Origin of the sequence: Duganella aceris (assembly GCF_011090165.1) — a bacterium.
In the GTDB taxonomy this organism is placed as follows: domain Bacteria; phylum Pseudomonadota; class Gammaproteobacteria; order Burkholderiales; family Burkholderiaceae_D; genus Rugamonas; species Rugamonas aceris.
On record NZ_JAADJT010000001.1, the window covers coordinates 980,157 to 1,006,329 of the forward strand.

General features: G+C 69.3%; 14 protein-coding genes. 5 read left to right on the forward strand and 9 right to left on the reverse strand.

All coding sequences use genetic code 11. The annotated features are described in order from the left end of the window. The first annotated feature begins 154 nt into the window (after nucleotides 1-154). From GW587_RS04380 to GW587_RS04390, 3 genes are all read left to right on the forward strand, one after another. Nucleotides 155-13,201, forward strand: coding sequence for an Ig-like domain-containing protein (locus tag GW587_RS04380; protein ID WP_166098926.1), 13,047 nt, complete (start codon nucleotides 155-157; stop codon nucleotides 13,199-13,201). A gap of 132 nt (nucleotides 13,202-13,333) precedes the next feature. Then, nucleotides 13,334-14,131 carry a response regulator transcription factor gene (locus GW587_RS04385; RefSeq protein ID WP_371875539.1) on the forward strand — a complete coding sequence of 266 codons (798 nt, stop codon included), beginning with the start codon at nucleotides 13,334-13,336 and terminating at the stop codon, nucleotides 14,129-14,131. Beyond that, nucleotides 14,128-15,159 (forward strand): ATP-binding protein, encoded by a 1,032-nt coding sequence (locus GW587_RS04390; protein WP_166098929.1) that lies wholly within the window; start codon nucleotides 14,128-14,130, stop codon nucleotides 15,157-15,159. The genes GW587_RS04385 and GW587_RS04390 overlap by 4 nt, the downstream gene beginning before the upstream one ends. Here the strand turns inward: GW587_RS04390 and prmC are convergent. The 5 genes from prmC to GW587_RS04415 all read right to left on the reverse strand — a co-directional run bounded on the left by prmC (nucleotide 15,134) and on the right by GW587_RS04415 (nucleotide 19,744). Then, a complete protein-coding gene (prmC, locus tag GW587_RS04395) occupies nucleotides 15,134-15,982 on the reverse strand; it encodes a peptide chain release factor N(5)-glutamine methyltransferase (RefSeq protein WP_166098931.1) in 849 nt (282 codons plus the stop codon). The genes GW587_RS04390 and prmC overlap by 26 nt on opposite strands. After that, on the reverse strand, nucleotides 15,979-16,449 hold the full coding sequence (locus GW587_RS04400; protein WP_166098934.1) for a disulfide bond formation protein B: 471 nt from the start codon (nucleotides 16,447-16,449) through the stop codon (nucleotides 15,979-15,981). Before GW587_RS04400 ends, prmC begins: the two co-directional genes overlap by 4 nt. 83 nt (nucleotides 16,450-16,532) lie before the next feature. Next, nucleotides 16,533-17,609 (reverse strand): peptide chain release factor 1, encoded by a 1,077-nt coding sequence (gene prfA / locus GW587_RS04405; protein WP_166098937.1) that lies wholly within the window; start codon nucleotides 17,607-17,609, stop codon nucleotides 16,533-16,535. Nucleotides 17,610-17,675: 66 nt separating this feature from the next. Then, nucleotides 17,676-18,950: a glutamyl-tRNA reductase gene (gene hemA / locus GW587_RS04410; protein ID WP_166098939.1), complete on the reverse strand. Its 1,275-nt coding sequence runs from the start codon at nucleotides 18,948-18,950 to the stop codon at nucleotides 17,676-17,678. 104 nt (nucleotides 18,951-19,054) lie between these two features. After that, nucleotides 19,055-19,744 carry a response regulator transcription factor gene (locus GW587_RS04415; protein WP_166098942.1) on the reverse strand — a complete coding sequence of 230 codons (690 nt, stop codon included), beginning with the start codon at nucleotides 19,742-19,744 and terminating at the stop codon, nucleotides 19,055-19,057. A gap of 235 nt (nucleotides 19,745-19,979) precedes the next feature. Here GW587_RS04415 and GW587_RS04420 point away from each other — a divergent pair, with 235 nt between their 5' ends. Beyond that, nucleotides 19,980-20,492, forward strand: a complete 513-nt coding sequence (locus tag GW587_RS04420; protein ID WP_166098945.1) for a hypothetical protein — start codon at nucleotides 19,980-19,982, stop codon at nucleotides 20,490-20,492. Nucleotides 20,493-20,495: 3 nt separating this feature from the next. Here the strand turns inward: GW587_RS04420 and minE are convergent, their stop codons facing one another. The 4 genes from minE to metE all read right to left on the reverse strand — a co-directional run bounded on the left by minE (nucleotide 20,496) and on the right by metE (nucleotide 24,945). After that, nucleotides 20,496-20,747 carry a cell division topological specificity factor MinE gene (gene minE / locus GW587_RS04425; protein WP_166098948.1) on the reverse strand — a complete coding sequence of 84 codons (252 nt, stop codon included), beginning with the start codon at nucleotides 20,745-20,747 and terminating at the stop codon, nucleotides 20,496-20,498. A 2-nt stretch (nucleotides 20,748-20,749) separates the two neighbouring features. Next, nucleotides 20,750-21,565: a septum site-determining protein MinD gene (minD, locus tag GW587_RS04430; protein WP_166098951.1), complete on the reverse strand. Its 816-nt coding sequence runs from the start codon at nucleotides 21,563-21,565 to the stop codon at nucleotides 20,750-20,752. 27 nt (nucleotides 21,566-21,592) lie between these two features. After that, a complete protein-coding gene (minC, locus tag GW587_RS04435; RefSeq protein ID WP_166098953.1) occupies nucleotides 21,593-22,378 on the reverse strand; it encodes a septum site-determining protein MinC in 786 nt (261 codons plus the stop codon). A 167-nt stretch (nucleotides 22,379-22,545) separates the two neighbouring features. Further along, on the reverse strand, nucleotides 22,546-24,945 hold the full coding sequence (gene metE / locus GW587_RS04440) for a 5-methyltetrahydropteroyltriglutamate--homocysteine S-methyltransferase (protein WP_166098955.1): 2,400 nt from the start codon (nucleotides 24,943-24,945) through the stop codon (nucleotides 22,546-22,548). Between the two features lie 107 nt (nucleotides 24,946-25,052). Between metE and GW587_RS04445 the strand changes: the two genes are divergently transcribed. Then, a complete protein-coding gene (locus GW587_RS04445) occupies nucleotides 25,053-25,961 on the forward strand; it encodes a LysR family transcriptional regulator (RefSeq protein WP_166098957.1) in 909 nt (302 codons plus the stop codon). Nucleotides 25,962-26,173: the final 212 nt, after the last annotated feature.

Consider the following 26,173-nt stretch of genomic DNA (forward strand, 5'->3'; position numbering starts at 1 on the left):
GATCATTTTAACAAAGGCAGGCCGTTGGCTACGTGCGGCGGCAGACTTTGGCCTTTGCCACACCGGACGAAATGTTTGGCAAACCGGAAAATTTTGCGATCCCTTTAAAGCTACCGATAATCGATCATCGGGAAAAATAATGCGGGGTGGCAACATGAGTAAGCAAGAATCTACATATCGGTCCGTATTATTTATCGACGCGGGCGTGGCCGACGCGCAGCAATTGATCGCCGGCGCGGCCGACGATGTGCTGGTGGTGAAGCTGGCCGCCTGGCGCGACGGCGTCGAGCAGATCGCCGACGTGCTGCGCCGCCACCAGGGCCTGGACAGCATCCAGATCGTCTCGCACGGCGAGGCCGGCCGGCTGCAACTGGGCACCGCGACGCTGGACCAGGCGCATCTGGACCACTACGCCGCCGCGCTGAATGAATGGGGCGGCGCGCTGCGCGACGGCGGCGACCTGCTGATCTATGGCTGCGACGTGGCGCAGGGCACGCTGGGCACCGCCTTCGTCGACGCGCTGGCGTTGGCCAGCGGCGCCGACGTGGCCGCCTCGACCGACCTGACCGGCGCCCACGGCAACTGGGACCTGGAATACAGCACCGGCGTCATCCAGGCCGCCTCGGCCATCGGCGCCGCGGCGCAGCAGGGGTACGCGGGCGACCTGGGGCTGGTCAACAACGGCGTCAACGGCACCATCACCTTCAACACCGCCAGCGACGTGGTGCTGCTCAACGCCAGCGGCCTGGCCGCCGGCGCCGTGGTCCACGTCGACAACGTCGCCAGCAGCGGACTGGACCTGTACGCGCAAAGCAGCAACGGCGGCGGCGTCACGGTGCTCAACGCCAACGGCAACAGCCTGATCGGTCTGCCGCTGAGCGACGACCGCCTGACCGTCAATGGCTCGCTGCTGTCGTGGGTGAATTACGTCGACCTGCGCGCCAACAGCGGCGTGTTCGACATGGTCAGCCTGAAGCTGGGCAGCGGCGGCTTGCTCGGCAACCTGCTGGGCACCGTGGTCTATACCGTCTACGCGCTGGACGCGAACTACCAGCCGACCGGGGTCGGAGTCTCGCTGCTGAGCCTGGTGATCAACGAATACGGCCTGCTGAACTTCGCCTCGATGGCCAACTTCAAGGGCATCTACGGCGTGCGCATCGTCAATCCGCTGGGCCTGGAGGTCGGCATCGACGACGTGACGATCGCCAACGCGCGCCCGGCCAACAGCGTCACCTCGGCCGCCTACGACGCCGGCGCCGGCGTGCTGACCATCAGCGCCACCGGCATCAACAGCGGCGACGCCATCGATCCGGGCAAGTTCACCGTCACCGGCCAGGGCGGCGCCACCTATACGCTGACCTCGCCCGTGGTCAGCGCCGCCAGCGCCACCTCGGTGTCGATCACGCTGAACGCGGCCGACAAGCTGGCCATCGGCGGCATCCTGAACAAGAACGGCGCCGCCGGCGTCGACGGCACCAGCTTCAACCTGGCGGCGGCGGCCAACTGGGACGGCAACCTCAGCGGTGGCCAGGACCTGACCGGCAACCCGATCACGGTCAGCAACGTGCAGCTGCCGACCATCACCTCGGCCAGCTACAACGCCACCACCCATGTGCTGACCGTCAGCGGCAGCAACCTGGTCGGCGTCAGCGGCGCGGCCAACGACATCACCGTGGCCGCGCTGTCGCTGCGGGGCGAGGGCGGCGTATCGCGCGCGCTGAGCACCACCGGCAACGTGGAAGTCAGCAGCGCCACTTCGTTCTCGGTGACGCTGTCCGGCGCCGACATCGCCGCCGTCGAGCTGCTGCTCAACAAGAGCGGCACCCAGTCGGCCGGCGGCACCACCTACCTGCTGTCGGCCGGCGACGACTGGAACAGCAGCATCGGCAACACCAGCATCGCCGTCAGCGGCGCGCTGGTGGTGGTGGGCAACGTCGCCAACAGCGCGCCGACCATCACCGGCGCGGCCGCCGCCGGCGTCGGCGACAACGCCACGCTGCAGCCGTTCGGCAACGTCACCGTGGCCGACATCAACGGCGACAACGTCAGCATGACCATCAGCTACAACGGCGCCAACGGCACCCTGAGCGGCGGCGGGCTGTCCGGCAGCGCCGGCAGCTACACGCTCAGCGCCGCCACTCCGGCCGCGCTGACGGCGCAGCTCAAGGCGCTGGTGTTCACGCCGACCGCCAACCAGGCCGCCGTCGGCGTCGGCGTCAACACCACCTTCACGCTGACCGCGACCGACAGCAACGGCGCCGCCAGCGCCGCCAACAGCAGCACCGTGATCACCGCCACCTCGGTCAACGACGCGCCGCAGTTCAGCGGCACGGCGGCCGGGCAGGGCATGGCCGCCGGCGGCAGCGTGCATCCGTTCGGCGCCGTGGTGCTGAGCGATCCGGACGTCGGCGCTTCGGTGATCGTCACCATCACGCCGGACAGCGCGGCCAAGGGCGCGTTCACGCCGGCCTCGCTGAGCGCGTCGGGCTTCAGCACCGTCGACGGCGGCGTCACCTATACCCACGCGGCGGCGGCGCCGGGCGCGGCGCAGGCGGCGCTGCAGGCGCTGGTGTATCAAAGCACGGCCGGCATGAACGCCACCACCACCTTCACCGTCAGCATCAATGACGGCAGCGTCATCGTCAGCAACAGCGCCACCAGCGTGGTCTCGGCCACCAGCAGCGCCACCGTCGCGCTGACGGTCGCCTTCTCCAACGACAGCGGCGTCAGCAACAGCGACCTGATCACCAAGTTCGCGGCGCAAACCATTTCCGGCACGCTCAGCGCCGGCCTGGCGGCCGGCGAGTCGGTCCAGGTCTCGCTCGACAACGGCGCCACCTGGAGCACCGCCAGCGCCGGCGTCGGCGCCAGCAGCTGGCAGCTGGCCGGCCAGACGCTGAGCGGCGCCGGCACGCTGCAGGTGCGCGTCACCAATATCGGCGGCAGCGGCACGCCGCTGAGCGTCGGCTACGCGCTCGACACCACGGCGCCGACCACCACCGGCGCCAGCGTCGCGTTCTCCGCCGACACCGGCGCCAGCCCCACCGACCTGGTCACCAGGACGGCGGCGCAGAACATCAGCGGCACGCTGAGCGCCAACCTGGCGGCCAGCGAGCATGTCGAAGTTTCGCTCGACAACGGCGCCACCTGGAGCACCGCCAGCGGCAGCGCCGGCAGCAACGCCTGGGCGCTGGCCGGGCAAACCATCAGCGGCGCGAATACCCTGCAGGTGCGGGTGGTCGACGCGGCCGGCAACGCCGGCGCCGCGACCAGCTCCGCCTACGCGCTCGACACCAGTGCGCCGAGCGTCTCGTTGAGCAGCAATGTCGGCGTGCTGAAAAGCGGCGAGAGCGCGCTGATCACGGTCACCTTCAGCGAGGCGCCGTCCGGCCTCGCCTTGGGCGACTTCAGCGCCACCGGCGGCACGCTGGCCAACCTCGTGGCGACCGCCAACCCCAACGTCTACACGGTGGAGTTCACCCCCAACGCCGGCTTGAGCGGCCTGCTGGGCAGCGTCGCGCTGACCGCCGGCAGCTACACCGACCTGGCCGGCAACAACGGCGGCGGCGCCACCTCGGCCAACATCTCGATCACCACGCTGGGGCCGAGCGTGCTGATCACCAGCGACGCGGCGACGCTGAAAACCGGCGAGACCGCCCACATCACCTTCACCTTCAGCAGCGTGCCGGTGGGCTTCGCCGCCAACGACGTCAGCGTCAGCGGCGGCGCGCTCAGCGGCCTGGCGGTCACCGCCAATCCGCTGGTGTACACGGCGTTGTTCACGCCCGGCGCCAACGTCAGCGCCAACGCCACCATCAGCGTCGCCGGCGGCAGCTACACCGATGTGCCGGGCAACCAGGGCGGCGGCGCCTCCTCGCTGCCGATCGCGGTCGACACCAAGGCGCCGACGCTGGCCATCACCAGCGACCTGGCGGCGGTGCACAGCGGCGACGTCGCCAACATCACCTTCACCTTCAGCGAACTGCCGCTGGGCTTCACCTCCGGCGACATCGTCACCACCGGCGGCACGCTGAGCGGCTTCACGGTCGGCGCCAACCCGCTGGTGTACACGGCGGTGTTCACGCCGGACGCCGGCGTGGCCGGCGCCGCCGCCAGCATCACCGTCACCGGCGGCGGCTACACCGACCTGGCCGGCAACGCCGGCATCGCCGGCGCCACGCCGTCGATCAGCATCGATACGCTGGCGCCGACGGTGGTGGCGTCGACGGTGGCGTTTTCCGCCGACACCGGCGCCAGCAACACCGACCTGGTGACGCGCACGGCGGCGCAGACCGTCAGCGGCACGCTCAACGCCGCCTTGTCGGCGGGCGAGGTGGTGCAGGTGTCGCTGGACCACGGCCAGACCTGGGTCAACGCCAGCGCCGCCGTCGGCGCCACCACCTGGTCGCTGGGCGGCCGCATGCTGGCCGGCAGCGATACGCTGCAGGTGCGCGTCAACGACGCCGTCGGCAACCACGGCGCGGTGTTCAGCGCCGCCTATGTGCTCGACACCACCGCGCCGACGGTGACCCTGAGCAGCAACGCCGCCGCGCTGCGCGCCGGCCAGAGCGCCAACCTGACCTTCACCTTCAGCGAGGCGCCGTCCAACTTCAGCACCGCCTCGCTGGACGTCGCCGGCGGCAGCGTCGGCGGGCTGGCGGCCACCGGCGATCCGCTGGTGTACACCGCCGTGTTCACGCCGACCGCCGGCCAGTCCGGCATCAACGCCACGGTCGCGGTCAAGGCCGCCGGCTACGCCGACCTGGCGGGCAACAACGGCCAGGCCAGCGCCACGGTCCCGATCGCGGTCAACACCGCGTTGCCGACGCTGGCCATCACCAGCAACGCGGCGGCGCTGAAGAGCGGCGAGACGGCGCAGATCAGCTTCACCTTCAGCCAGACCCCGAGCGGCTTCGACGCCAGCGACATCACGGTGGCCAACGGCGCGCTGAGCGGCCTGACCGCCACCGCCAATCCGCTGGTGTACACCGCGCTGTTCACGCCGGCCGCCGGCCTGGCGTCGGGCGCGGCGACCATCAGCGTGGCCGCCGCCTCGTACAACGACGTGTTCGGCAATAGCGGTGGCGGCGGCAGCATGCTGCCGATCGGCATCGACACGCTGGCGCCGTCGGTGGCGATCAGCAGCAGCGCCGGCGCGGTCAAGGCCGGCGAAACGGCGGTGATCAGCTTCACCTTCAGCGAAACCCCGGTCGGCTTCACGGCCGGCGACATCGTCACCACCGGCGGCACCCTGAGCGGGCTGGCGGTCAGCGCCAATCCGCTGGTGTACACCGCGCTGTTCACCCCCACCGCCGGGCTGCAGAACACCTCGGCCAGCATCACCATCGCCGGCGGCGCCTACACCGACCTGGCCGGCAACGGCGCCACCGCGTCGTCGACGCCGTCGCTGAGCATCGACACGCAGGCGCCCACGGCGGTCGCCAACCTGGTGCTGTTCTCGGCCGACAACGGCGGCAGCGCCACCGACCTGGTGACCAATGTCGCGGCGCAGACCATCAGCGGCACGCTGGCCAGCGCGCTCGGCGCCGGCGAGATCGTCGAGGTCTCGCTGAACAACGGCGCCAGCTGGAGCAGCGCCAGCGTCGGCGCCGGCAACAGCTGGACCCTGGCCGGGCAGACGCTGAGCGCCAGCAATGTGCTGCAGGTGCGCGTCAGCGACGCCGCCGGCAACCACGGCGCCGCGTATGCGGTCGGCTATGTGCTGGACACGCAGGCGCCGACGGCGGTGGTCACCAGCAGCGCCGCCGCGCTCAAGGCCGGCGAGACCGCCACCATCAGCTTCACCTTCAGCGAAGCGCCGGTGGGCTTCTCGGTGGCCGACCTGAGCGTCAACGGCGGCACGCTGAGCGGCTTTGCCGCCAGCGCCAATCCGCTGGTGTACACCGCCGTCTTCACCCCGACCGCCGGGGTCGACGGCGGCAGCGGCGTGGTCTCGATCACGGCCGGCGGCTACACCGACCTGGCCGGCAATGCCGGCGCCGGCGCCACGCTGCCGGCGATCGCGATCGACACCCAGGCGCCCGCCACCAGCGGCGCCTCGGTGGTGTTTTCCAGCGACAGCGGCAGCGCCGGCGACCTGGTCACCAACGTCGCGGCGCAAAACCTGAGCGGCACCGTCAGCGCCAATCTGCAGGCCGGCGAGGTGGTCGAAGTCTCGCTCAACAACGGCGCCAGCTGGATCGCCGCCAGCGCCGCCACCGGCGGCAACGCCTGGTCGCTGGCGGGTCAGACGCTGGCGTCCGGCGCCGGCCAGCAGGTGCAGGTGCGCGTCAGCGACGCCGCCGGCAACCACGGCGCCGCCTACGGCGCCGGCTACACGCTGGACCAGGCCGCGCCGACGCTGAGCATCGCCAGCAGCAAGGCGGTGCTGAACAGCGCCGACGCGCCGCTGATCACCTTCACCTTCAGCGAAGCGCCGGTCGGCTTCGACGCCACCGACATCACGGTCGGCGGCGGCGCCCTGAGCGGCTTCACCGCCACCGCCAATCCGCTGGTGTACACCGCCGTCTTCACGCCGCAGGCCGGACAGGCGGCCGGCGTCGGCACCATCGCGGTGGCGGCCGGCGCCTACGCCGACCTGGCCGGCAACGCCGGCCTGGCCGCCGCCGTGACGCCGCTGAGCTACGCGACGGTGGCGCCGGGCCTGGCGATCAGCAGCAGCAGCAGCGCGCTCAAGGCCGGCGAGACCGCCACCATCAGCTTCAAGTTCAGCGCCGCGCCGGTGGGCTTCGCGGCGGACGACATCGTCGTCAGCGGCGGCACGCTGAGCGGCCTGGCCGCCACCGCCGACCCGCTGGTCTACAGCGCGGTGTTCACGCCGAGCGCCGGCCTGGCCGCCGGCAACGCCGCCATCAGCGTCGCCTCCGGCCTGTTCACCGACGCCCAGCTGAACGCCGGCGTCGGCGGCAGCATGGCGCCGATCCACATCGACACGGTGGCGCCGACGCTGACCATCGCCAGCAGCGCGGCCGCGCTCAACGGCGCCGGCACCGCGCTGATCACCTTCAGCTTCAGCGAAGCGCCGGCGGTGTTCAGCCTGGGCGACATCGCTGTCAGCAACGGCGCCTTGAGCGGCCTGACGCAAACCGCCAACCCGCTGGTCTACACCGCCGTGTTCACGCCGGCCGCCAACGTCGCCGCCGGCAACGCGGTGATCAGCGTGGCCGCCGGCGCCTATGCCGACCTGGCCGGCAACGGCGGCCTGGCCGGCGCGCCGCCAAGCATCAGCGTCGACACGCTGGCGCCGGCGCTGGTCGGCGGCAGCGTGCTGTTCTCGGCCGATACCGGCAGCAGCAACACCGACCTGATCACCCGCACCGCCGCGCAAACCATCGGCGGCACGCTGAGCGGCGGCGTGCTGGCCGCCGGCGACGTGGTCGAGGTGTCGCTGAACAACGGCGTCGACTGGATCGCCGCCACCGGCGCCGGCAACGGCTGGTCGCTGACCGGCCAGACGCTGAGCGGCTCCGGCACGCTGCAGGTGCGCGTCAGCGACGCCGCCGGCAACCATGGCGCCGTCAGCAGCCACGCCTACGTGCTCGACACCACCGCGCCGACGGTCACGGTCGGCAGCGACCTGGCCAGCCTGCGCACCGGCCAGTCGGCCACCATCAGCTTCACCTTCAGCGAGGCGCCGGCCGGCTTCGCGCTGGGCGACCTGATCGCCAGCGGCGGCACGCTGAGCGGCTTCACCGCCACCGCCAACCCGCTGGTGTACACGGTGCTGCTGACGCCGACGCCCGGCTACACCGGCGCCGCCTCGGTCACGCTGGGCAACAACCTGTATGCGGACGCCGCCGGCAATACCGGCAGCGGCGGCGCCACGCCGTCGATCAGCGTCGACACGCTGGCGCCGAGCCTGAGCATCGTCTCCAGCGCCAGCGCGCTGAAGATCGGCGAGACCGCCACCATCACCTTCACCTTCAGCGACGCGCCGCTGGGCTTCTCGCTGGCCGACATCAGCGCCGCCAACGGCACCCTGAGCGGCCTCGCCGCCAGCGCCGATCCGCTGGTGTACACCGCCACCTTCACCCCGACCGCCGGCACCGCAAGCGCCAGCACCACGATCAGCGTCGCCGCCGGCCTGTACACCGACCTGGCCGGCAACCCCGGCGCCGTCGCCAGCAGCGGCGCCATCGCCATCGATACGCTGGCGCCGGCCACCACCGGCGCCACCGTCGCGTTCTCGGCCGACAACGGCGCCAGCGGCAGCGACCTGGTGACCAACGCCTTGTCGCAGGTGATCAGCGGCACGCTGTCGGCGCCGCTGGCCGCCGGCGAGCAGGTGCAGGTCTCGCTCGACAACGGCGCGCACTGGCTGCCGGCGCTGGCCTCGGCCGGCAGCAACCTGTGGGCGCTGTCGCCGCAACTGCTGTCCGGCAGCGGCACGCTGCAGGTGCGGGTCGCCGACGCCGCCGGCAACACTGGCGCCGCCTTCAGCGCCGGCTACGTGCTGGACCTGGTGGCGCCGACCATGACCGTCACCAGCAGCGCCGCCGCCGTCAAGGCCGGCGAGGCGGCCACGCTGACCTTCACCTTCAGCGAAGCGCCGAGCGGCTTCACCCAGGCCGACCTGGTGCCGCTCAACGGCACGCTGAGCGGCTTCGCCGTCGGCGCCGATCCGCGCGTCTACACCGCGCTGTTCACGCCCAACGCGGGCCTGGGCGGCGCCCTGGCCGGCGTCACGCTGGCGGCCGGCCTGTACACCGATGTGGCGGGCAACGCCGGCGCCGCCGTGGCGTCGCCGCTGATCGCGGTCGACACCGCGCCGCCGGCGCTGCTGATCACCAGCAGCGCGGCCAACCTGAAGATCGGCGAGCTGGCCACCATCACCTTCACGTTCAGCGAAGCGCCGCTGGGCTTCACCGGCGCCGACGTCGCCGTCACCGGCGGCACCCTCAGCGGCTTCGGCCTGACCGCCAATCCGCTGGTCTACACCGCGCTGTTCACGCCGACCCCCGGCGTGGCCGGCGGCAGCGCCAGCATCACCGTCGGCGGCGGCAGCTACCTCGACGCGGCCGGTAACGCCGGCCTGGCGGCGGCGGTCGCGCCGATCGCCTTCAGCACGCTGGCGCCGACCACCGGCGGCGCCACGGTGGTGTTCTCCGCCGACACCGGCGCCAGCCCGACCGACCTGCTGACCAACAACCCGCTGCAAACCATTTCCGGCACGGTCAACGCCAACCTGGCCGCCGGCGAGATCGTCGAGGTCTCGTTCGACAACGGCGTCAGCTGGACCAGCGCGGTCAGCGCCCCCGGCGCCAACGGCTGGTCGCTGGCGCCGATGCTGCTGAGCGGCAGCGGCACGCTGCAGGTGCGCGTCACCGACGCCGCCAACAACCACGGCGCGGCCACCACGCTGGCGTTCGTGCTCGATACCCTGGCGCCGGGCGTCGCCATCACCTCCAGCGCCGCGACGCTGAAGGCCGGCGACAGCGCCACGCTGACCTTCACCTTCAGCGAGGCGCCGCAGGGCTTCGTCGACACCGACCTGGTGCTGGCCGGCGGCACGCTCAGCGGCTTCGCCGCCAGCGCCAATCCGCGCGTCTACACCGCCGTGTTCACGCCGACGCCGGGCTACAGCGGCGCCGCCGGCGTGCTGTTGCCGGCCGGCGCCTACACCGACGCCGCCGGCAACCTCGGCGTCGGCGCCAGCGGTCCCGCCATCAGCATCGACGCCCAGCCGCCGACGCTGGTCATCACCAGCAGCAGCGCGGCGCTGAAGGCCGGCGACACGGCGCTGATCAGCTTCACCTTCAGCGAGGCGCCGCTGGGCTTCGCGGTCGGCGACGTCACGGTCGGCGGCGGCACGCTGAGCGGCTTCACCGTCAGCGCCAATCCGCTGGTGTACACCGCCGTGTTCACGCCGACCGCCGGCCTGGCCGCCGGCGCCGCCGTGATCAGCGTCGCGGCCAACGTCTACGGCGACGCGGCCGGCAACAGCGGCGGCGCCGGCGGCTCGCCGTCGGTCGCCATCGACACGCTAGCGCCGGCCGCCGTCAGCGGCACGCCGTCGTTCTCCGCCGACACCGGCAGCAGCGGCACCGACCTGGTGACCTCGACGGCGGCGCAAATCGTCAGCGGCACGCTGTCGGCGCCGATGGCCGCCGGCGACACGGTGATGGTCTCGTTCGACGACGGCGCCAACTGGATCCAGGCGGTGACCTCGGTCGGCGCCAGCAGCTGGTCGCTGGGCCACACGCTGAGCGGCAGCGGCGTGCTGCGGGTGCGCGTGCTCGACGCCGCCGGCAACCACAGCGCCGACACCGCCACCGCCTACGCCTTCGACCAGTCGGTGCCGACGGTCATCATCAGCAGCAATATGGCGACCGCCAACGGCGTCACCCCGGCCATCATCAGCTTCACCTTCAGCGAAGCGCCGACCGGCTTCGGCGCCGGCGACGTCGTCGTCGCCGGCGGCACGCTGGGACCGATCACCGCCAGCGCCAACCCGCTGGTGTACACCGCGACCTTCACGCCGACCTCGGGCGTCGCCAGCGGCAGCGCCACCATCAGCGTCACCGGCGGCTACGCCGACGCCGCCGGCAACAACGGCAGCGCCGGCACCATCCCGTCGCTGCAGATCGACACCGTGGCGCCGACCGCCACCGCCGGCGGCGTCCAGCTGCTGAACGACAGCGGCACCTCCGGCGACCTGATCACCAACAACCCGTCGCAGGACGTGAGCGGCACGCTGAGCGCGCCGCTGGCCGCCGGCGATGTGGTGCAGGTTTCGCTGAACAACGGCGCCAGCTGGGCCACGGCCAGCGTCAGCGGCACCAGCTGGACGCTGGCCGGCGTGACGCTGGCCGGCAGCGGCACGCTGCTGGTGCGGGTGGCCGACGCCGCCGGCAACGCCAGCACCGCCAGCGCGACGCCGTTCGTGGTCGACACCCAGGCGCCGACGGTGACCATCAGCAGCAGCAACGCCGCGCTGAGCGCCGGCCAGAGCGCGGTGCTGACGCTGACGCTGAGCGACGCCGGCGTGCTGACGCTGGCCGACGTCATCGTCAGCGGCGGCACGCTGAGCAACTTCAGCGGCAGCGGCACCAGCTACACCGTGACGCTGACGCCGGCCGCCGACAGCACCGTCCCGGTGTCGGTCAGCGTGGCGGGCCATCTGTTCTCGGATGCCGCCGGCAACGCCAACGTGGCCGCCACGCCGCTGGTGTTGGCGGTCAACACCACGCCGCCGCAGGCCGGCACGCCGACCCTGGTGGACGGGGTGCAGATCCGCACGCTGGACGGCATCGACGCGCGCACCGGCCTGGCCACGCGCGCCTTCTCGGTGCCGGTGGTCACCAGCACCCGGCCGGAGGACACCAGCACCGAACACGCCACGCTGGCCGACATCCCGATCGGCATCGCGCCCAACGCGCAGGGCGTGGGCACCACGCTGACCGTCAGCCTGCCGGTGGGCGTGGGCTTCGAGGCCAGCGGCCCGGCCTCGCTGCTGAGCGGCGGCATGGCGCTGACCGACCTGATCGGCCGCATCGACGACCACACGGCCGCCGGGCAGGCGACGCAGGCGATGATGGAATCGCAGGCGCGCCAGTATCTGGCCGGCCTGGACGCGGCGGTGCAGCAGCAGCACGCCACGCTGACGCTGAACGCCGCCGGCGTCGCCGACGGCGCCACCATCCTGGTCAACGGCGACGCGCTGGCGCCGTCCGGCGGCCCGCGCCAGGGCGATCTCGCGCCCGGCGCGACTTCGATCGAACTGGTGGTCGACGCCCGCCTGCTGCCGCCCGGCATCGGGCTGCAGATGGATCACATCGATTTCGCCGCGATCATCGGCACCGCCACGGTGAGCGGCGGCGCCGGCAAGAACTTCATCATCGGCGACGGCGCGGCGCAGCACATCGTGCTGACCACCGGCAGCGACGACGACACGCTGTTCGGCAACGACGGCGACGATGTGCTGGGCAGCGCCGCCGGCAACGACCATCTGGACGGCGGCAACGGCAACGACATCCTGTTCGCCGGCCGCGGCAACGATGTGCTGGCCGGCGGCGCCGGCGGCGACGTGCTGCAGGGCGGCCGCAGCGACAGCGGCCAGTGGCAGTTCTATCTGAAGGACGGCAAGGTGGTGGGCCAGCACCAGATGGCGCTGACCGGCGCCGGCGCGATGGAGGCGCTGCAGGCGGCGGAGCTGAACCACGACGTCGCGCAACTGGGCTTCAGCGCCGCCGGCGCCACCCATCTGCAGGATCTGTCGCTGCTGTACCACGCGGCCTTCCAGCGCGCGCCGGACCTGGTGGGCTTGAGCTTCTGGAGCACCAAGGACATGACGGTGCAGCAGCTGGCCGAAGGCTTCCTGGTGGCGCCGGAGGCGCGCGCCGGCCTGATGACCTTGTCGAATCAGGACTACGTCGCCGCGCTGCTGCAGAACAGCGTCGGCAGGGCCGCCACCGCTGCCGAATCGGCGAACTGGGTGGCCAAGCTGGACGCCGCCGCGCCGGGCGACCTGACCACGCGCGCCGGCGTGTTCGCCGACATCGCGCTGAGCGCCGAGCACAAGGCGCTGTGGGTCACCGCCGACGGCGTGACGCTGGGCGGCGAGCTGCTGACGCAGGAGCAGGGCTGGATCGCCAACTCCGGCGACGACCGTCTCGACGGCGGCGCCGGCTCCGACCTGCTGGTCGGCGGCGACGGCGTCGACACCGTGGTCTACGCCGGCGCGGCTTCCGGCTACAGCATGAGCTTGAGCGCCGCCGGCGATGTGATGATCGTCGAGCCGGACGGCGCCCGCGATACCGTGCGCCTGATCGAGCGCGGCGAATTCAACGGCGCGACGCTGGACCTGGGCTTCACCCAGGCCGGCAAGGCCACGCTGCAGGAAATCGGCATGCTGTACCAGCTGACGCTGGACCGCGCCGGCGACTTTTCCGGCTTCGGGCACTGGGTCGACAGCGGCGCGCACGGCAGCGACCTGGCGCGCGGCTTCATCGAATCGGCGGAGTTCAGCCAGCGCTACGGCGCGATGGACGACGCGGCCTTCGTCAACCTGCTGTACCAGAACGCGACCCAGCACGACGCCGGCGCCACCGCGCTGGCGCAGTGGGACGTGTACCTGGACAGCCATAGCCGCGCCGACCTGGTGGCGCTGCTGGCGGTGGATGCCACCTTGGTAGGCACCCAATTCGGCACCAGCGGCTTGAATTTGATCGGCAGCTTGTAGGATGCCATTCTGCGCGAGGTGAAAATGGTTTTGCTGTGAGCGGGGACGTACAGTGCGGTAGAGAACAGATGCATAATCGGCGCGTATGCCTACCGGGAGTGCGTCATCTTAGCCTTCTCCACCACCGAGCAAGTGCGGCCCACCATCCTGATCGTCGACGACGAGCGGGAGGAGTTGCGCTTTTTGACGGATCTGCTGCGCCGGCAGCAGTATCACGTCTATAGCGCCTGCGACGGCAACGCCGGCTACCAGAGCGCGCTGGCGATGCGGCCCGACCTGATCCTGCTCGATGTCCGCATGCCGGGGCTGGACGGTTTCGCCGCCTGCCGCCTGCTCAAGGCCAATCCGATCACCCAGGCGATACCCGTGATCTTCCTCAGCGCGCTGGACGAGCCGGACGAGCGGGTGGCCGGGCTGGCGATGGGGGGCGTCGACTTCGTCGCCAAGCCCTACCACCCGGCCGAAGTCTTCGCCAGGGTGCGCATCCACCTGGAGCTGGCCAACATGCGGCGCCCGGCGGCGGCATCGTCCTCCGCCTCGGCGGCGCCGGTGGCGCCGGACGCGGCGCCGTCCCGGGTCGCGCCGCATCCGGACGAAGTGCTGGCCACCGCCGCGATGCGGCTGATCGACGACAACCTGTCGGCGTCGCTGACGCTGGCCGGCATCGCGCGCGCGCTGGGCACCCATGAAAAGCGCTTGTCGCAGGCGTTTCGCCAGCACGCCGGCATGACGGTGTTCGCCTATCTCGGCGAGGCGCGCATCGCGCGCGGGCGCCAGCTGCTGGCCGACACCGACATGAGCGTGCAGCAGGTCGCCGAGAAGACCGGCTTCAGCAGCGCGGCCAACTTCGCCACCGCCTTCCGCGAACACGTCGACGCCACGCCGACCGCCTATCGCCTGGCGGCGCGGCAGGTCAGCGGCATTTCATGAGCGGTGCGGCGGACGACGCCGCACGTGTCCGCGCCCGCCTGCTGGCCTTGTTGAATCACGACCTGCGCGCGCCGCTGGCGCGCATCGCCACCCAAGCCGCCGGGTCGGCGCCCGATCCGCGCGCCATCGAAAGCGCCGCGCGACGCCAGCTGGAATGGCTGGCCGATTTGCAGGATTGCGCCCGCTATGAATTGCAGCCGCCCGAGCTGACCCCGGCGCCGGCCTACCTGCACGCGCTGCTGCGGCACACCGCGCACGACGACGCGGCGCTGCAGGCCTTGCCGGCGCTGGCGGTGCTCGATGCGCGCCTGCTGGCGCACACGCTGCGCAAACTGCACCAGCACGCCGTGCGCATGGCCGACGCCATGCCTGCGGCGGCCAGCGTGCGCCCTTTGGCGCTGCGCGTGACAGCGGTCCCCGGCGCGGTGACGCTGCGCTTCGGCACCGGCACCTGCGCCGCCACCCACGACGACAACGACAACAACGACGACAACGACAACGACGACAACGACGCATGGCGCGACGTCGCCGCCTCGCTGGCCGGCGACGCCATCGATCCCGGCCTGATGCTGGCCGCGCATCTGGTGCGCGCGATGGACGGCCGCTTGCAGCAAGCCGGCGACAGCCTGCGCTTCCAGATCACGGTCCCGCTGGCGCAGGAACACGACGCGATGCCGCCGGCGCCGCGCTTCGATCCGCCCGAACCCTTTGGCGACGGCCGCACGGTGCTGCTGCTGGAACCGCACGGCCCGATGCACGACTACCTGCTGGAAATACTGGAGAGCGCCGCGTTCGACGTGCTGAGCGAAGCCGGCGCGGGCCGCCCGGCGCTGGTGCTGTGCGCGAATGAAAACGTATGGAATGAAGTAGCGCACGAGGATGGGCCGCCGGTGCTGCTGCACGCGATGCTGCCGCCGCAGCGGCCGCAGGACTTCGCCTGCGTGCTGTACAAGCCCGCGCCGCCGGAGGTGCTGCTGAACGCGCTGCGCCGCCTGCTGGCGGTCAGCGCGCCAGGCGTCCGCCGCTGACCCGCTCGATGCCCGCCAGATCGCACCAGCTTTGCACCTCGGCATAGCCGGCATCGGCCAGCAGCGCGCGCACGGCGGCCGACTGATCGTAGCCGTGCTCCATCAACAGCCAGCCCTGCGGCCGCAAATGGGGCGGCGCGCCGGCGACGATGGTGCGCAGCGCCGACAGGCCGTCGGCATGATCGGTCAACGCCTCGACCGGCTCGAAACGCAGATCGCCCTCGGACAAATGCCGGTCGCCGCTGGCGATATACGGCGGATTGGAAGCGATGACGTCGAACCGCGCCACGCCGCCGGCTTCCAGCGCCGCATACCAGTCGCTGTGCAGGAAATCGACGCGCGCCCCGTTGTTGGCCGCGTTGCGCTTTGCCACCGCCAGCGCCTCCGGGCTGACATCGAGCGCGGTGACGTCGGCGTCGCGCCGCGTGTGCGCCAGCGCCACCGCGATGGCGCCGCTGCCGGTGCCCATGTCGAGCACCCGGCCTTGCGGCGGCAGGCGTTCCAGCGTCAGCTCCACCAGCAGCTCGGTGTCGGGACGCGGAATCAGCACCGCGCCGTCGACCTCGAACGGCAGGCCGAAAAATTCGCGCCGGCCGACGATGTAGGCGACCGGTTCGCCGGCGATGCGGCGCCGCACCAGCGCCGCGAAGCGCTGCGCCTCGTCGTCGTCCAGCACGCGTTCCGACTGCGTGATCAGGCCGACGCGCGACAGCGCCAGCGCGTGGCACAGCAGCACGCGGTTGTCCAGCGGATCGAGCAGCGACTGCACCTGCAGGGCGCCGATGCTGACGCCCGCCGTGATGGCGTCGGCGTCGGCGATCATCGGCGCGTGCGGCGGATCAGCAACCAGCCCAGCGACAGCGTGAACAGGCCGAACCACAGGAACGACCACTGCGGAATCGACAGGCCGAACCACGGCGCCAGCGCGTCCTCGCACAGGCCGTCGGCCTGGAACAGGAACGGCAGGTAGGTCGCGGTCGGGATCTTGTTGAGGAAGGTTTCCACCGGATCGATGCCGCACGACAGGCCCGGATGGGCCAGGATGTACAGGTGCTTGCCGGCGGTGAACAGGCCGCCCAGCGCGGCCAGCAGGCCGAGGCCCGCGCCGACCTTCGGCTTGCCGTAGGCGCCGATCAGCGCGCATACGCCGATGGCGATGAACAGGTAGCGCTGGATCACGCACAGCGGGCAAGGCAGCATGTCCAGCCCGTGCTGCAAATACAGGGCGACGCCGATCAGGCCGAAGCTGGCGATGGCGATGGACAACAGCAGGGAGCGTGTATGTATCATGGTGATCCGTTCAGGTGCGGGGAGCGAGATGGCGGTAGCGGGCAATTTTCGCACAAAGTTGTCATTGCAACCTTAGAGCGCTCTTAATCGCCCAGCGCCGCCAGCAACTCGGCCTGGTGCTCGGCCGCCAGCGCGTTGGTCAGCTCGGTCAGGTCGCCGTCCATGATGAAGTCCAGCTTGTACAAGGTCAGGTTGATGCGGTGGTCGGTCATGCGGCCCTGCGGGAAGTTGTAGGTGCGGATGCGTTCGCTGCGGTCGCCCGAACCGATCAGGCTCTTGCGCGTGGCCGCCTCCTTCGACTGCTGCTCGCGCAGCTGCACGTCCTTGATGCGCGCCGCCAGCACCTTCATCGCCTGCGCCTTGTTCTTGTGCTGCGAGCGGTCGTCCTGGCACTCGACCACGATGCCGGTCGGCAGGTGGGTGATGCGGACGGCGGAATCGGTCTTGTTGATGTGCTGGCCGCCGGCGCCGGAGGCGCGGTAGGTGTCGATGCGCAGCTCGGCCGGATTGATGTTGACGTCCTCGACCTCGTCCGCCTCCGGCATCACCGCCACCGTGCAGGCCGAGGTGTGGATGCGGCCCTGGGTCTCGGTGGCCGGCACGCGCTGCACGCGGTGGCCGCCGGATTCGAACTTCAGCTTCGAGTACACGCTGTTGCCGATCAGGCGCACGATCACCTCGCGGTAGCCGCCCAGGTCCGACGCCGATTCCGACACCACCTCCACCTGCCAGCGATTGCGCTCGGCGAAGCGGGTGTACATGCGCAGCAGGTCGCCCGCGAATAAAGCCGATTCGTCGCCGCCGGTGCCGGCGCGGATTTCCAGGAAGATGTTGCGCTCGTCGTTGGCATCCTTCGGCAGCAGCATCTTCTGCAGTTCGATTTCCAGTTCCGCCAGGCGCGTCTTGGCCGCCTCGATCTCGTCCTGGGCGAAGTCCTTCATCTCCGGATCGGCCAGCATCTGCTGCGCCGCGTCCAGGTCGCCCAGCGCGTCCTGGTAGGACTTGTACAGCGCCACCAGCGGACCGAGTTCGGCGTGCTCGCGGGTCATCTTGCGGTAGGCGTCCATATTGCTGGTCGCGCCTTCGGACATCAGCAATTCATCGAGTTCGACCAGGCGGTTCGCCAATTGGTCGAGTTTGGCCAGCATGGATGGTTTCATAGCGTATTCTTTGAGAGGTGTGACAAGCGCCGCGCGGAGGGCGGCATCGGAACGGCGGAGGTGCCGCTAACGGCGGCCGCGGAACAGCTGCGGCAGCAGCTCGGCCAGGTGGGCGCGTTCTTCGCCCTGCGCCCGGTGCAGCGCCTGCTGCGGGCCGTGCATGAACTTCGCGGTCAAGCCCTTGGACAGCGCCTCCAGCACCGCGTCGACGTCGTCGCCGCGCGCCAGCATCTTGCGTGCGCGGTCCAGCTCCAGCTGGCGCAGCGCTTCGCCGTTTTCGTGCAGGCTCTGGATCACCGGCACCACGGCGCGGTCGTCGATCCAGTGCATGAAGGACTGGACCCGGGTCTCGATGATGGCCTCGGCCTGCGCCACGGCGGCCTGGCGGTTTTCCAGGCCGGTCTGCACCACCTTGCCGAGATCGTCGACGGTGTACAGGAAGGCGTCGTTCAGGCGCGCCACTTCGGGTTCGATATCGCGCGGCACGGCCAGGTCGACCATGAACATCGGCTTGTGGCGGCGCGCCTTGATCGCGCGCTCCACCATGCCCAGGCCGATCAGCGGCAGCGACGAGGCGGTGCAGGAGATCACGATGTCGTACTGGTGCAGCTTGTCCTGCAGGTCGGCCAGGCGGATGGCGCGGCCGCCGTAGCGGTGCGCCAGGATCTCGCCGCGTTCCAGCGTGCGGTTGGCGATGGTGACCGATTTCGGATTCTGCGCCGCGAAGTGGGTGGCGCACAATTCGATCATCTCGCCGGCGCCGATGAACAGCACGTTCTGCTCGGAGATCTTGTCGAAGATGCGCTGCGACAGGCGCACGGCGGCGGCCGCCATCGAGACGCTGTGGGCGCCGATCTCGGTGGTGCTGCGCACTTCCTTGGCCACCGAGAACGAGCGCTGGAACAGCTGGTGCAGATAGGTGCCCAGGCCGCCGGCTTCGTCGGCGGTGCGGATCGCGTCCTTGATCTGGCCCAGGATCTGGGTCTCGCCCAGCACCATCGAATCGAGCCCGGAGGCGACGCGGAAAGTGTGGCGCACCGCTTCGTGCTGCGGCAGCAGGTACAGGTGCGGGCGCAGCTCGGCGTAATTCAGCTGATGGAAATCGGCAAGGAAGTGGGCGCCGGCGTCGAGCGGGTCGGGCACCTGGCTGGCCGCGTAGAGTTCGGTGCGGTTGCAGGTCGACAGGATCGCCGCTTCGTCCGAGCCGCGATGGTCGATGCGCTCGAACCATGACCGCGCCGCCACCACCGCCTGCCCCAGTTGCTCAGGGGCGAACGCCAGCTGCTCGCGTAGCGAGACCGGTGCGGTGTTATGGTTGAGGCCGACGGCAAGCAGCTGCATTTCGGGTCCGGGCGGTGAATTAGCCGACATTATACCCCGTGTCTCAGAGTGTTGCCGTGTGGACTGCCCAATGATATAGCAAGCGGTGCGGGCCCGGCGCGGGGTCAGGCGCCGAGTTTTTCCAGCCGGTAGCCGTAACTGTACACCGGTACCAGGCGGAAGCCGTTTTCTGGTTTTAATTGCAATTTATTCCGCACGCGCGAGACGTGGGTGTCCATGGTCCGCGACGGCACGGCGGTCTCGCGGATCCACACCGCTTCATGGATATAGGCGCGCGACAGCGGCCGGCCGATGTTGCGGAAAAATAACAGTGCGAGGTAGAACTCTTTGTGGGTCACATCCAACACCGCGCCGTCCATCAGCAGGCGGCCGGGCCGCGTCTCGAACACATATTGACCGAATTGCAATTGTTCGGCGCCGTTCTGCGCCGGGTAGGCGCGCCGCAGCAAGGCCTGCACGCGGGCCACCATTTCACTGCGGCGCAGCGGCTTGATCATGTAATCGTCGGCGCCGGCGCCCAGGCCGGCGACGATATCGTCCTCGCCGGAACTGGTGGTCAGGAACAACACCGGGGCGTTGTCGGGCAGCTTTTCACGGGCGCGGCGCAGCACTTCGGCGGCGCCGAGGTCGACCACCTGCCAGTCGAGCACCAGCATGTCGTAGCTGTCCTTGCGCAGCTGCGCCAGCAAGTCCTTGGCGGTCTGGAAGCTGTGGCAAACATGGCCGGCCGACGTCAACACCTGGCAGATCAAGTCGGCTTGGCTGCGGTCATTGTCAAGTATGGCGATTCTCATACTACTGCCCGTTGGAAAATGTTAAGGAGAAGTAACTTCAAATATAACAGAGATTTACAAATTAATTAACAAAATGGCCAATTATTTTTTTCTAGACACTAATCTTGATCCTCTGATAATGCCGTAATTCACCGTGCGCGCCGGTTTATTGATTACACGGTACACTGGAAAAACGCCGAATTCAATGCCGAAGTTGAAAAATGGCAAGAACGTATCGTTGACGCCGGGAGCCGCCATGAGACGCGAAAAAGACACAAATTGGACGCTGGTGCCGGCTTCGGCGCGCGACATCGACGCCGTGCGCGAGCGATGCCGGCGGCTGGTGCGGCGCCGCGCGATGGTGTCGGCCGGGGTGGCGGCGGTGCCGATCCCCGGACTGGACGTGGTGTCGGACCTGCGCCTGTTCGCGCTGCTGATCGACGACATCAACCAGGAGTTCGGCCTGTCGGAGCGGCAGATCGAGCGGCTGCAACCGCGCTTCCGGCTGATCGCCTACGAGGCGGCGCTGGGCGTCGGCGGCATGCTGGTGGGGAAACTGGTGACGCGCGAGGTGGTGATGCAGGTGTTGCGTCGCACCGGCTTCAAGACGGTGGCACGCCAGGCCGGCAAGCTGGTGCCGCTGGCCGGGCAGCTGGCGTCGGCCGGGATCGGCTTCATGGCGTTCCGCAAGATCGGCTACCAGCACGTCGAAGCCTGCGCCAGGGTGGCGCAGGAACTCATCACGGCCGGCGTGCACCGGCCGGCGTGAGCCTTACGCGTCCGGCAGCACCACGTTGACGTCGAGCACTTCCAGGTTGCCCTGGCGGTCCAGCGAGATCTTGATGTCGTCGGCGTTGACCTTGGTGTACTTCGAAATCACCTCGATCAGCTCCTTGTGCAGCGCCGGCAGGAAGTCCGGGCCGCTGCGGCCGTTGCGCTCGCGCGCGATGATGATCTGCAGCCGCTCCTTGGCCGCGGTCGCGGTTTTCGGTTTGGGCGGGAACAGGAAAGAAAGCAGTGCCATGGTTACTTGCTCCCAAAGATACGCTGCAGCAGGCCCGGCTTTTCATAGGTCGTGAAGCGCAGCGGCAGTTCCTGGCCGAGGAAGCGCGAGACCACGTCCTCGTAGGCTTCCGCGACGTCGGTGCCCTTGAAGTGGATCGCCGGGTTGCCCTGGTTCGAGGCGTGCAGCACCGATTCCGATTCCGGAATGATGCCGATCAGCGGTATGCGCAGGATTTCCTGCACATCTTCGTACGACAGCATTTCGTCCGCTTCGACCCGTTTCGGCGAATAGCGGGTAATCAGCAGGTGTTCCTTGACCGGCTCGCCGCCGGTCTGGGCGCGGCGCGACTTGGCCTGGATGATGCCGAGGATGCGGTCCGAATCGCGCACCGACGACACTTCCGGGTTGGTGACGATGATGGCTTCGTCGGCGAAGGTCAGCGCCATCAGCGCGCCGTGCTCGATGCCGGCCGGCGAATCGCAGATGATGAATTCGAAGCCCATGTTGATCAACTCGTGCAGCACCACTTCGACGCCGTCCTCGGACAGCGCATCCTTGTCGCGCGTCTGCGAGGCCGGCAGGATGAACAGGTTGTCGCAGTGCTTGTCCTTGATCAGCGCCTGGGTCAGGCTCGCTTCCTTGTTGATCACATTGATCAGGTCGTACACCACGCGGCGTTCGCAGCCCATGATCAGATCGAGATTGCGCAGGCCGACGTCGAAGTCGATCACCGCGGTCTTGTGGCCGCGCATGGCCAGGCCGGTGGAGAAGCTGGCGCTGGAAGTGGTCTTACCGACACCGCCCTTACCGGACGTAACAACAATAATTCTCGCCACAAATAATCCTTTTCAGAGAAGTGTTTTTCAAGCGCGGGTTGCAGAATTGACAGATAGTATATCGATTCGGTCGCCCACCAAGCGGATTTGCGCAGGAGAACGCGCAAATTCCTGCGGAAAGCCGTCTTCGAAAGTACGGTACACGCCGGCGATCGACACCAGTTCCGGCGCCATGCTCAGGGCGAAGATGCGCGCCTCGGCGTTGCCGGAGGCGCCGGCCAGGGCGCGGCCGTTCAGGGTGCTGTAGACGTGGATGCTGCCGTCGGCGATGATTTCGGCGCCGTTGTTGACCACGGCGGTGACGATCAGGTCGCAGCCGCGCGCGTAGATGCGCTGGCCGGCGCGCACCGGGGTGTCGATGATCATCACGCCGGCGTTGCCGGGGAAGCCGTCGGCGGCGGGCGCGGCGGCCGGCGTCGGGGCGGGCGCGGGCGCTGCGGCGGCGGCCGGCTTGGCGGGTTTGGCCGGGGCGGCGTCGTCGTCGCGCGGCCGGGTCGCGGTTTCCAGGCTCAGGCCGTGGGCGGCGATCTCGGCCTGCAGCGCCGGCGCGGCGTTGCGCACGGCGACCGGCTTCAGGCGGTATTTGGTCAGCACGGCGATGATGCCGGCCCAGTCGATCTGGCCGCAGCCTTCCGGCAGCGCGGCGACGTCGATCACGGTCAGGTCGTCGTCGAAGAAGTCGGCGCTGCCGCCGGTCATTTCGGCCAGCGCGGCGTCGAGGGCCAGGCGGTCCGCCGTGGACAGGATGGCGGAGACGGCGACGACGGTGGAAATCTTGATTTCTATGGGCTTTTGAAACAGGCTCTTGGACATGGGCGACAGTAGTAGAGGGTTAACCTCGCGCGCATGCGCAGGCCCGTGCATTTTACTGTCAAAAACGGCGGAAGGGGAGGGCTGGCTCCGTTTGGTGCGCCGCACCCCGCACGGCGACGCAGCCTGGGGTCTGACCCCGTACGGGGTCAGACCCCGCCTTACCGGGGTTAGTAGATCGCGTGCTCGGCGCGCAGCTGCCTGGCGGCCGCCACCATGTTGCGCAGCGCGGTGTCGGTTTCCGCCCAGCCGCGCGTCTTCAGGCCGCAGTCCGGATTGACCCACAGGTTGGCCGGCGGGATCACCGCGCCCGCCTTGCGCAGCAGCCGCACCATCTCCTCCTTGCCCGGCACGCGCGGCGAGTGGATGTCGTACACGCCCGGCCCGATCTCGTTCGGATAGCGGAACTGGCCGAAGCCGTTCAACAGCTCCATGTCCGAGCGGCTGGTCTCGATGGTGATGACGTCGGCGTCCATGGCGGCGATCTGCGGCAGGATGTCGTTGAACTCGGCGTAGCACATATGGGTGTGGATCTGCGTGCCGTCCGCCGCCGCGCTGGCCGAGACGCGGAACGCGCGCGTGGCCCAATCCAGATACGCGTCCCAGCGGCTGCGGCGCAGCGGCAAGCCTTCGCGCACCGCCGGCTCGTCGATCTGGATGATGCCGATGCCGGCCTGTTCCAGGTCCGCCACCTCGTCGCGGATCGCCAGCGCGATCTGCAGCGCGGTCAGCGCGCGCGGCTGGTCGTCGCGCACGAACGACCATTGCAGGATCGTGATCGGACCGGTCAGCATGCCCTTCATCGGCCTGGCGGTCAGGCTTTGCGCGTGCACCGTCCACGCCACCGTCATCGGCTTCGGCCGGCTGACGTCTCCGAAGATGATCGGCGGCTTGACGCAGCGCGAGCCGTACGACTGCACCCAGCCCAGTTGCGTGAAGACGAAGCCGTCCAGCTGCTCGCCGAAGTATTCGACCATGTCGTTGCGCTCGGCCTCGCCGTGGACCAGCACGTCCAGTTCCAGTTCCTCCTGGCGCCGCACGGCGTAGGCGATTTCTTCGCGCATCTTGATTTCATAGGCGGCCGCGTCCAGCTCGCCGCGCTTGAAGCCGGCGCGCGCGGCGCGGATCGCCGGCGTCTGCGGGAAGGAGCCGATGGTGGTGGTCGGGAAGGCCGGCAGCTTGAAGCGCGCGCGCTGTTGCGCCTGGCGTTGCGGGAAGGCGGAGCGGCGCTGGTCGGCGTCGGCCGGCAGCGCGGCGACGCGCTCGCGCACGGCGGACTGGTGCACGCGGGCGCTGGCGCGGCGGCCGGCGATGGCGGCGCGCGACGTCGCCAGCGCGGCTGCGGTTGCCGCTGCGGCGGCGGCATCGTCAAGCCCGGCGCCGGCGTCCACGCGCAACGCCTGCTTCAGCAGATGCAGCTCGTCCAGCTTCTCGGTGGCGAAGGCCAGCCAGGACTTGATCTCGCCGTCCAGCGCGGTCTCGGCGGCCAAGGTGAACGGCGCGTGCAGCAGCGAGCACGAGGCCGACAGCCACAGCTTGCCGGCGCGCTTGTCGGCGATGGGCGCCAGCACGGCCAGCGCCGCGTCGAGGTCGGTGCGCCAGATGTTGCGGCCGTCGACGATCCCGACCGACAGCACCTTGTGCACCGGCAGCCAGTCGGCGATGCTGGTCAGCTCGTGCGCGGCGCGCACGCCGTCGACGTGCAGCCCGGCCACCGGCAGGCGGCAGGCCAGGCTCAGGTTTTCCTCCAGCGGCGAGAAATAGGTCGCCAGCAGCAGCGGCACGCCGACCTGGTTCAACTGCCAGTAGGTGTTCTCGAACGCGCTGCGCCACGGCGCCGGCAGGTCGAGGCCGAGGATGGGCTCGTCGACCTGCACCCACCGCACGCCTTGCGCCTTCAGGCGGTCCAGCACCTGGCCGTAGACCGGCAGCAGCTTGTCCAGCAGGGCGAGGCGGTCGAAGCCGTCGGCGCCGCCGTCCGCCGCCTTGCCTTTGCCCAGCCACAGGAAGCTCAACGGACCGATCAGCACCGCCTTGACCGCGTGGCCCAGCGCCTGCGCCTCGGCCACCTCGTCGAACAGGCGTTCGCAGGCCAGCGAGAATTCGGTCTCCGGCGTGAATTCCGGCACCAGGTAGTGGTAGTTGGTGTCGAACCACTTGGTCATTTCCAGTGCGGCCGAGGCGTGCAGGCCGCCGTCGTTGGCATGGTCGTGGCCGCAATCGGCGTGGTCGTGCCGGGCCGAGCTGTCGCCGCGCGCCATGGTGAAGTAGCGGCTCAGCTGCGTTTGTTCCGGCGTGAAGCCGTAGCGCGCCGGTTCGCAGCCCAGCAGCTGCACATGGTTGGCCACTTGGTCGTAGTAGGCGAAATCGCCGACGGTGACGAAGTCCAGGCCCGAATTTTGTTGCAGCGCCCAATGTCGGGCGCGCAAATCGCGGCCGACCGCCTCCAGTTGCGCGTCCGGCAGTTCGCCGCGCCAGTTCGCCTCCAGCGCGAATTTCAGTTCGCGCGCGGCGCCGATGCGGGGGAAGCCGAGGATGTGGCTGTGTATGGTTTTGTTCGAATTGGTCATGATCTGTGTCATCCGCATTTAATATTGGTGCTATAAAGTGTGCGGCAAACCGGTCTATAATCAAAACGAAAGATTTTGCGGCTTCACATGAAAAATATTAATAGACCATGCTAGAGATACGCCACCTCCGCACCCTCAGCGCGCTGCGCTCGGCGGGCAGTCTGGTACGCGCCGCGCAGCTGCTCAACCTGACCCAGTCGGCCCTGTCGCATCAAATCAAGTTACTGGAAGATCGCTACGGCGGGCCGCTTTTTGAGCGAAAATCCGTGCCGATCGGCTTCACCGCCACCGGCGCCCGGCTGCTCAAGCTGGCCGATCTGCTGCTGCCGGAAATCGAAACCGCCGAGCGCGAAGTGGCGCGCCTGACCCAGGGCGACACCGGCCAGCTGCGCGTGGTGCTGGAGTGCCACACCTGCTTCGACTGGCTGATGCCGGTCATGGATGAATTCCGCAAACGTTGGCCGGAGGTGGAAATCGACCTGGTGTCGGGCTTCCACAGCGAGCCGGCCGAGCTGCTGCGCAGCGGCGACGCCGACCTGGTGATCGGCTCGCCGTACGGCCCCGAGTTCGCCACCTTCCCGCTGTTTCGCTTTGAAATCCTGGTGGTGATGGCGCAGAAGCACCGGCTGGCGGCGCAACGCCGCTTGCAGGCCGCCGATTTCGAAGGCGAGACCCTGATCACCTACCCGGTGCCGGAAACCCGCATCGACCTGATCCGCGAAGTGCTCCAGCCGGCCAACATCCGCTACGAACGCCGCACCGCCGAGCTGACGGTGGCGGTGCTGCAACTGGTGGCCAGCCGGCGCGGCATCGCCGCGTTGCCGAACTGGGGCATCAAGAACTATGTCGACTACGACTACGTGATCGCCAAACCGATCGGCGACCATGGCCTGTGGAGCGATCTGTACGTCTCCGTGCCCGAGGCGCAAAAGCAGAAAGCCTACGTGCTCGACTTCGTCAACGTGATACGCGAGCAGTGCGCCGCCACCCTCGACGGTATCAAATTATTGCCGTGACAAATTGATATGGTTTCTTCAAAATGTCGTTCACGGGACTTGACGCAAATCAAAGTAAGCCGCCGAAGCGGCGCTTACGATGACTCCCCGACGGTTGCTCACCGCTGGCATGGATGCTGCTAGACAAGTCTCGGCGATTCCTCGCGGCGACGCACCATCGAAACCTCCTACGCCCTTGCGGCGGGAAGCGTATCATCGAAGTTCGCGTTGTT

Excerpts from the sequence above, each read along its gene's own strand:
- GW587_RS04400 (WP_166098934.1), bottom strand. The coding sequence starts at position 16,449 with ATGATACATACACGCTCCCTGCTGTTGTCCATCGCCATCGCCAGCTTC.
- GW587_RS04415 (WP_166098942.1), bottom strand. The coding sequence starts at position 19,744 with ATGAGAATCGCCATACTTGACAATGACCGCAGCCAAGCCGACTTGATC.
- GW587_RS04380 (WP_166098926.1), top strand. The coding sequence starts at position 155 with ATGAGTAAGCAAGAATCTACATATCGGTCCGTATTATTTATCGACGCG.
- prfA (WP_166098937.1), bottom strand. The coding sequence starts at position 17,609 with ATGAAACCATCCATGCTGGCCAAACTCGACCAATTGGCGAACCGCCTG.
- GW587_RS04445 (WP_166098957.1), top strand. The coding sequence starts at position 25,053 with ATGCTAGAGATACGCCACCTCCGCACCCTCAGCGCGCTGCGCTCGGCG.
- minE (WP_166098948.1), bottom strand. The coding sequence starts at position 20,747 with ATGGCACTGCTTTCTTTCCTGTTCCCGCCCAAACCGAAAACCGCGACC.
- GW587_RS04390 (WP_166098929.1), top strand. The coding sequence starts at position 14,128 with ATGAGCGGTGCGGCGGACGACGCCGCACGTGTCCGCGCCCGCCTGCTG.
- prmC (WP_166098931.1), bottom strand. The coding sequence starts at position 15,982 with ATGATCGCCGACGCCGACGCCATCACGGCGGGCGTCAGCATCGGCGCC.
- metE (WP_166098955.1), bottom strand. The coding sequence starts at position 24,945 with ATGACCAATTCGAACAAAACCATACACAGCCACATCCTCGGCTTCCCC.
- GW587_RS04420 (WP_166098945.1), top strand. The coding sequence starts at position 19,980 with ATGAGACGCGAAAAAGACACAAATTGGACGCTGGTGCCGGCTTCGGCG.
- minC (WP_166098953.1), bottom strand. The coding sequence starts at position 22,378 with ATGTCCAAGAGCCTGTTTCAAAAGCCCATAGAAATCAAGATTTCCACC.
- hemA (WP_166098939.1), bottom strand. The coding sequence starts at position 18,950 with ATGCAGCTGCTTGCCGTCGGCCTCAACCATAACACCGCACCGGTCTCG.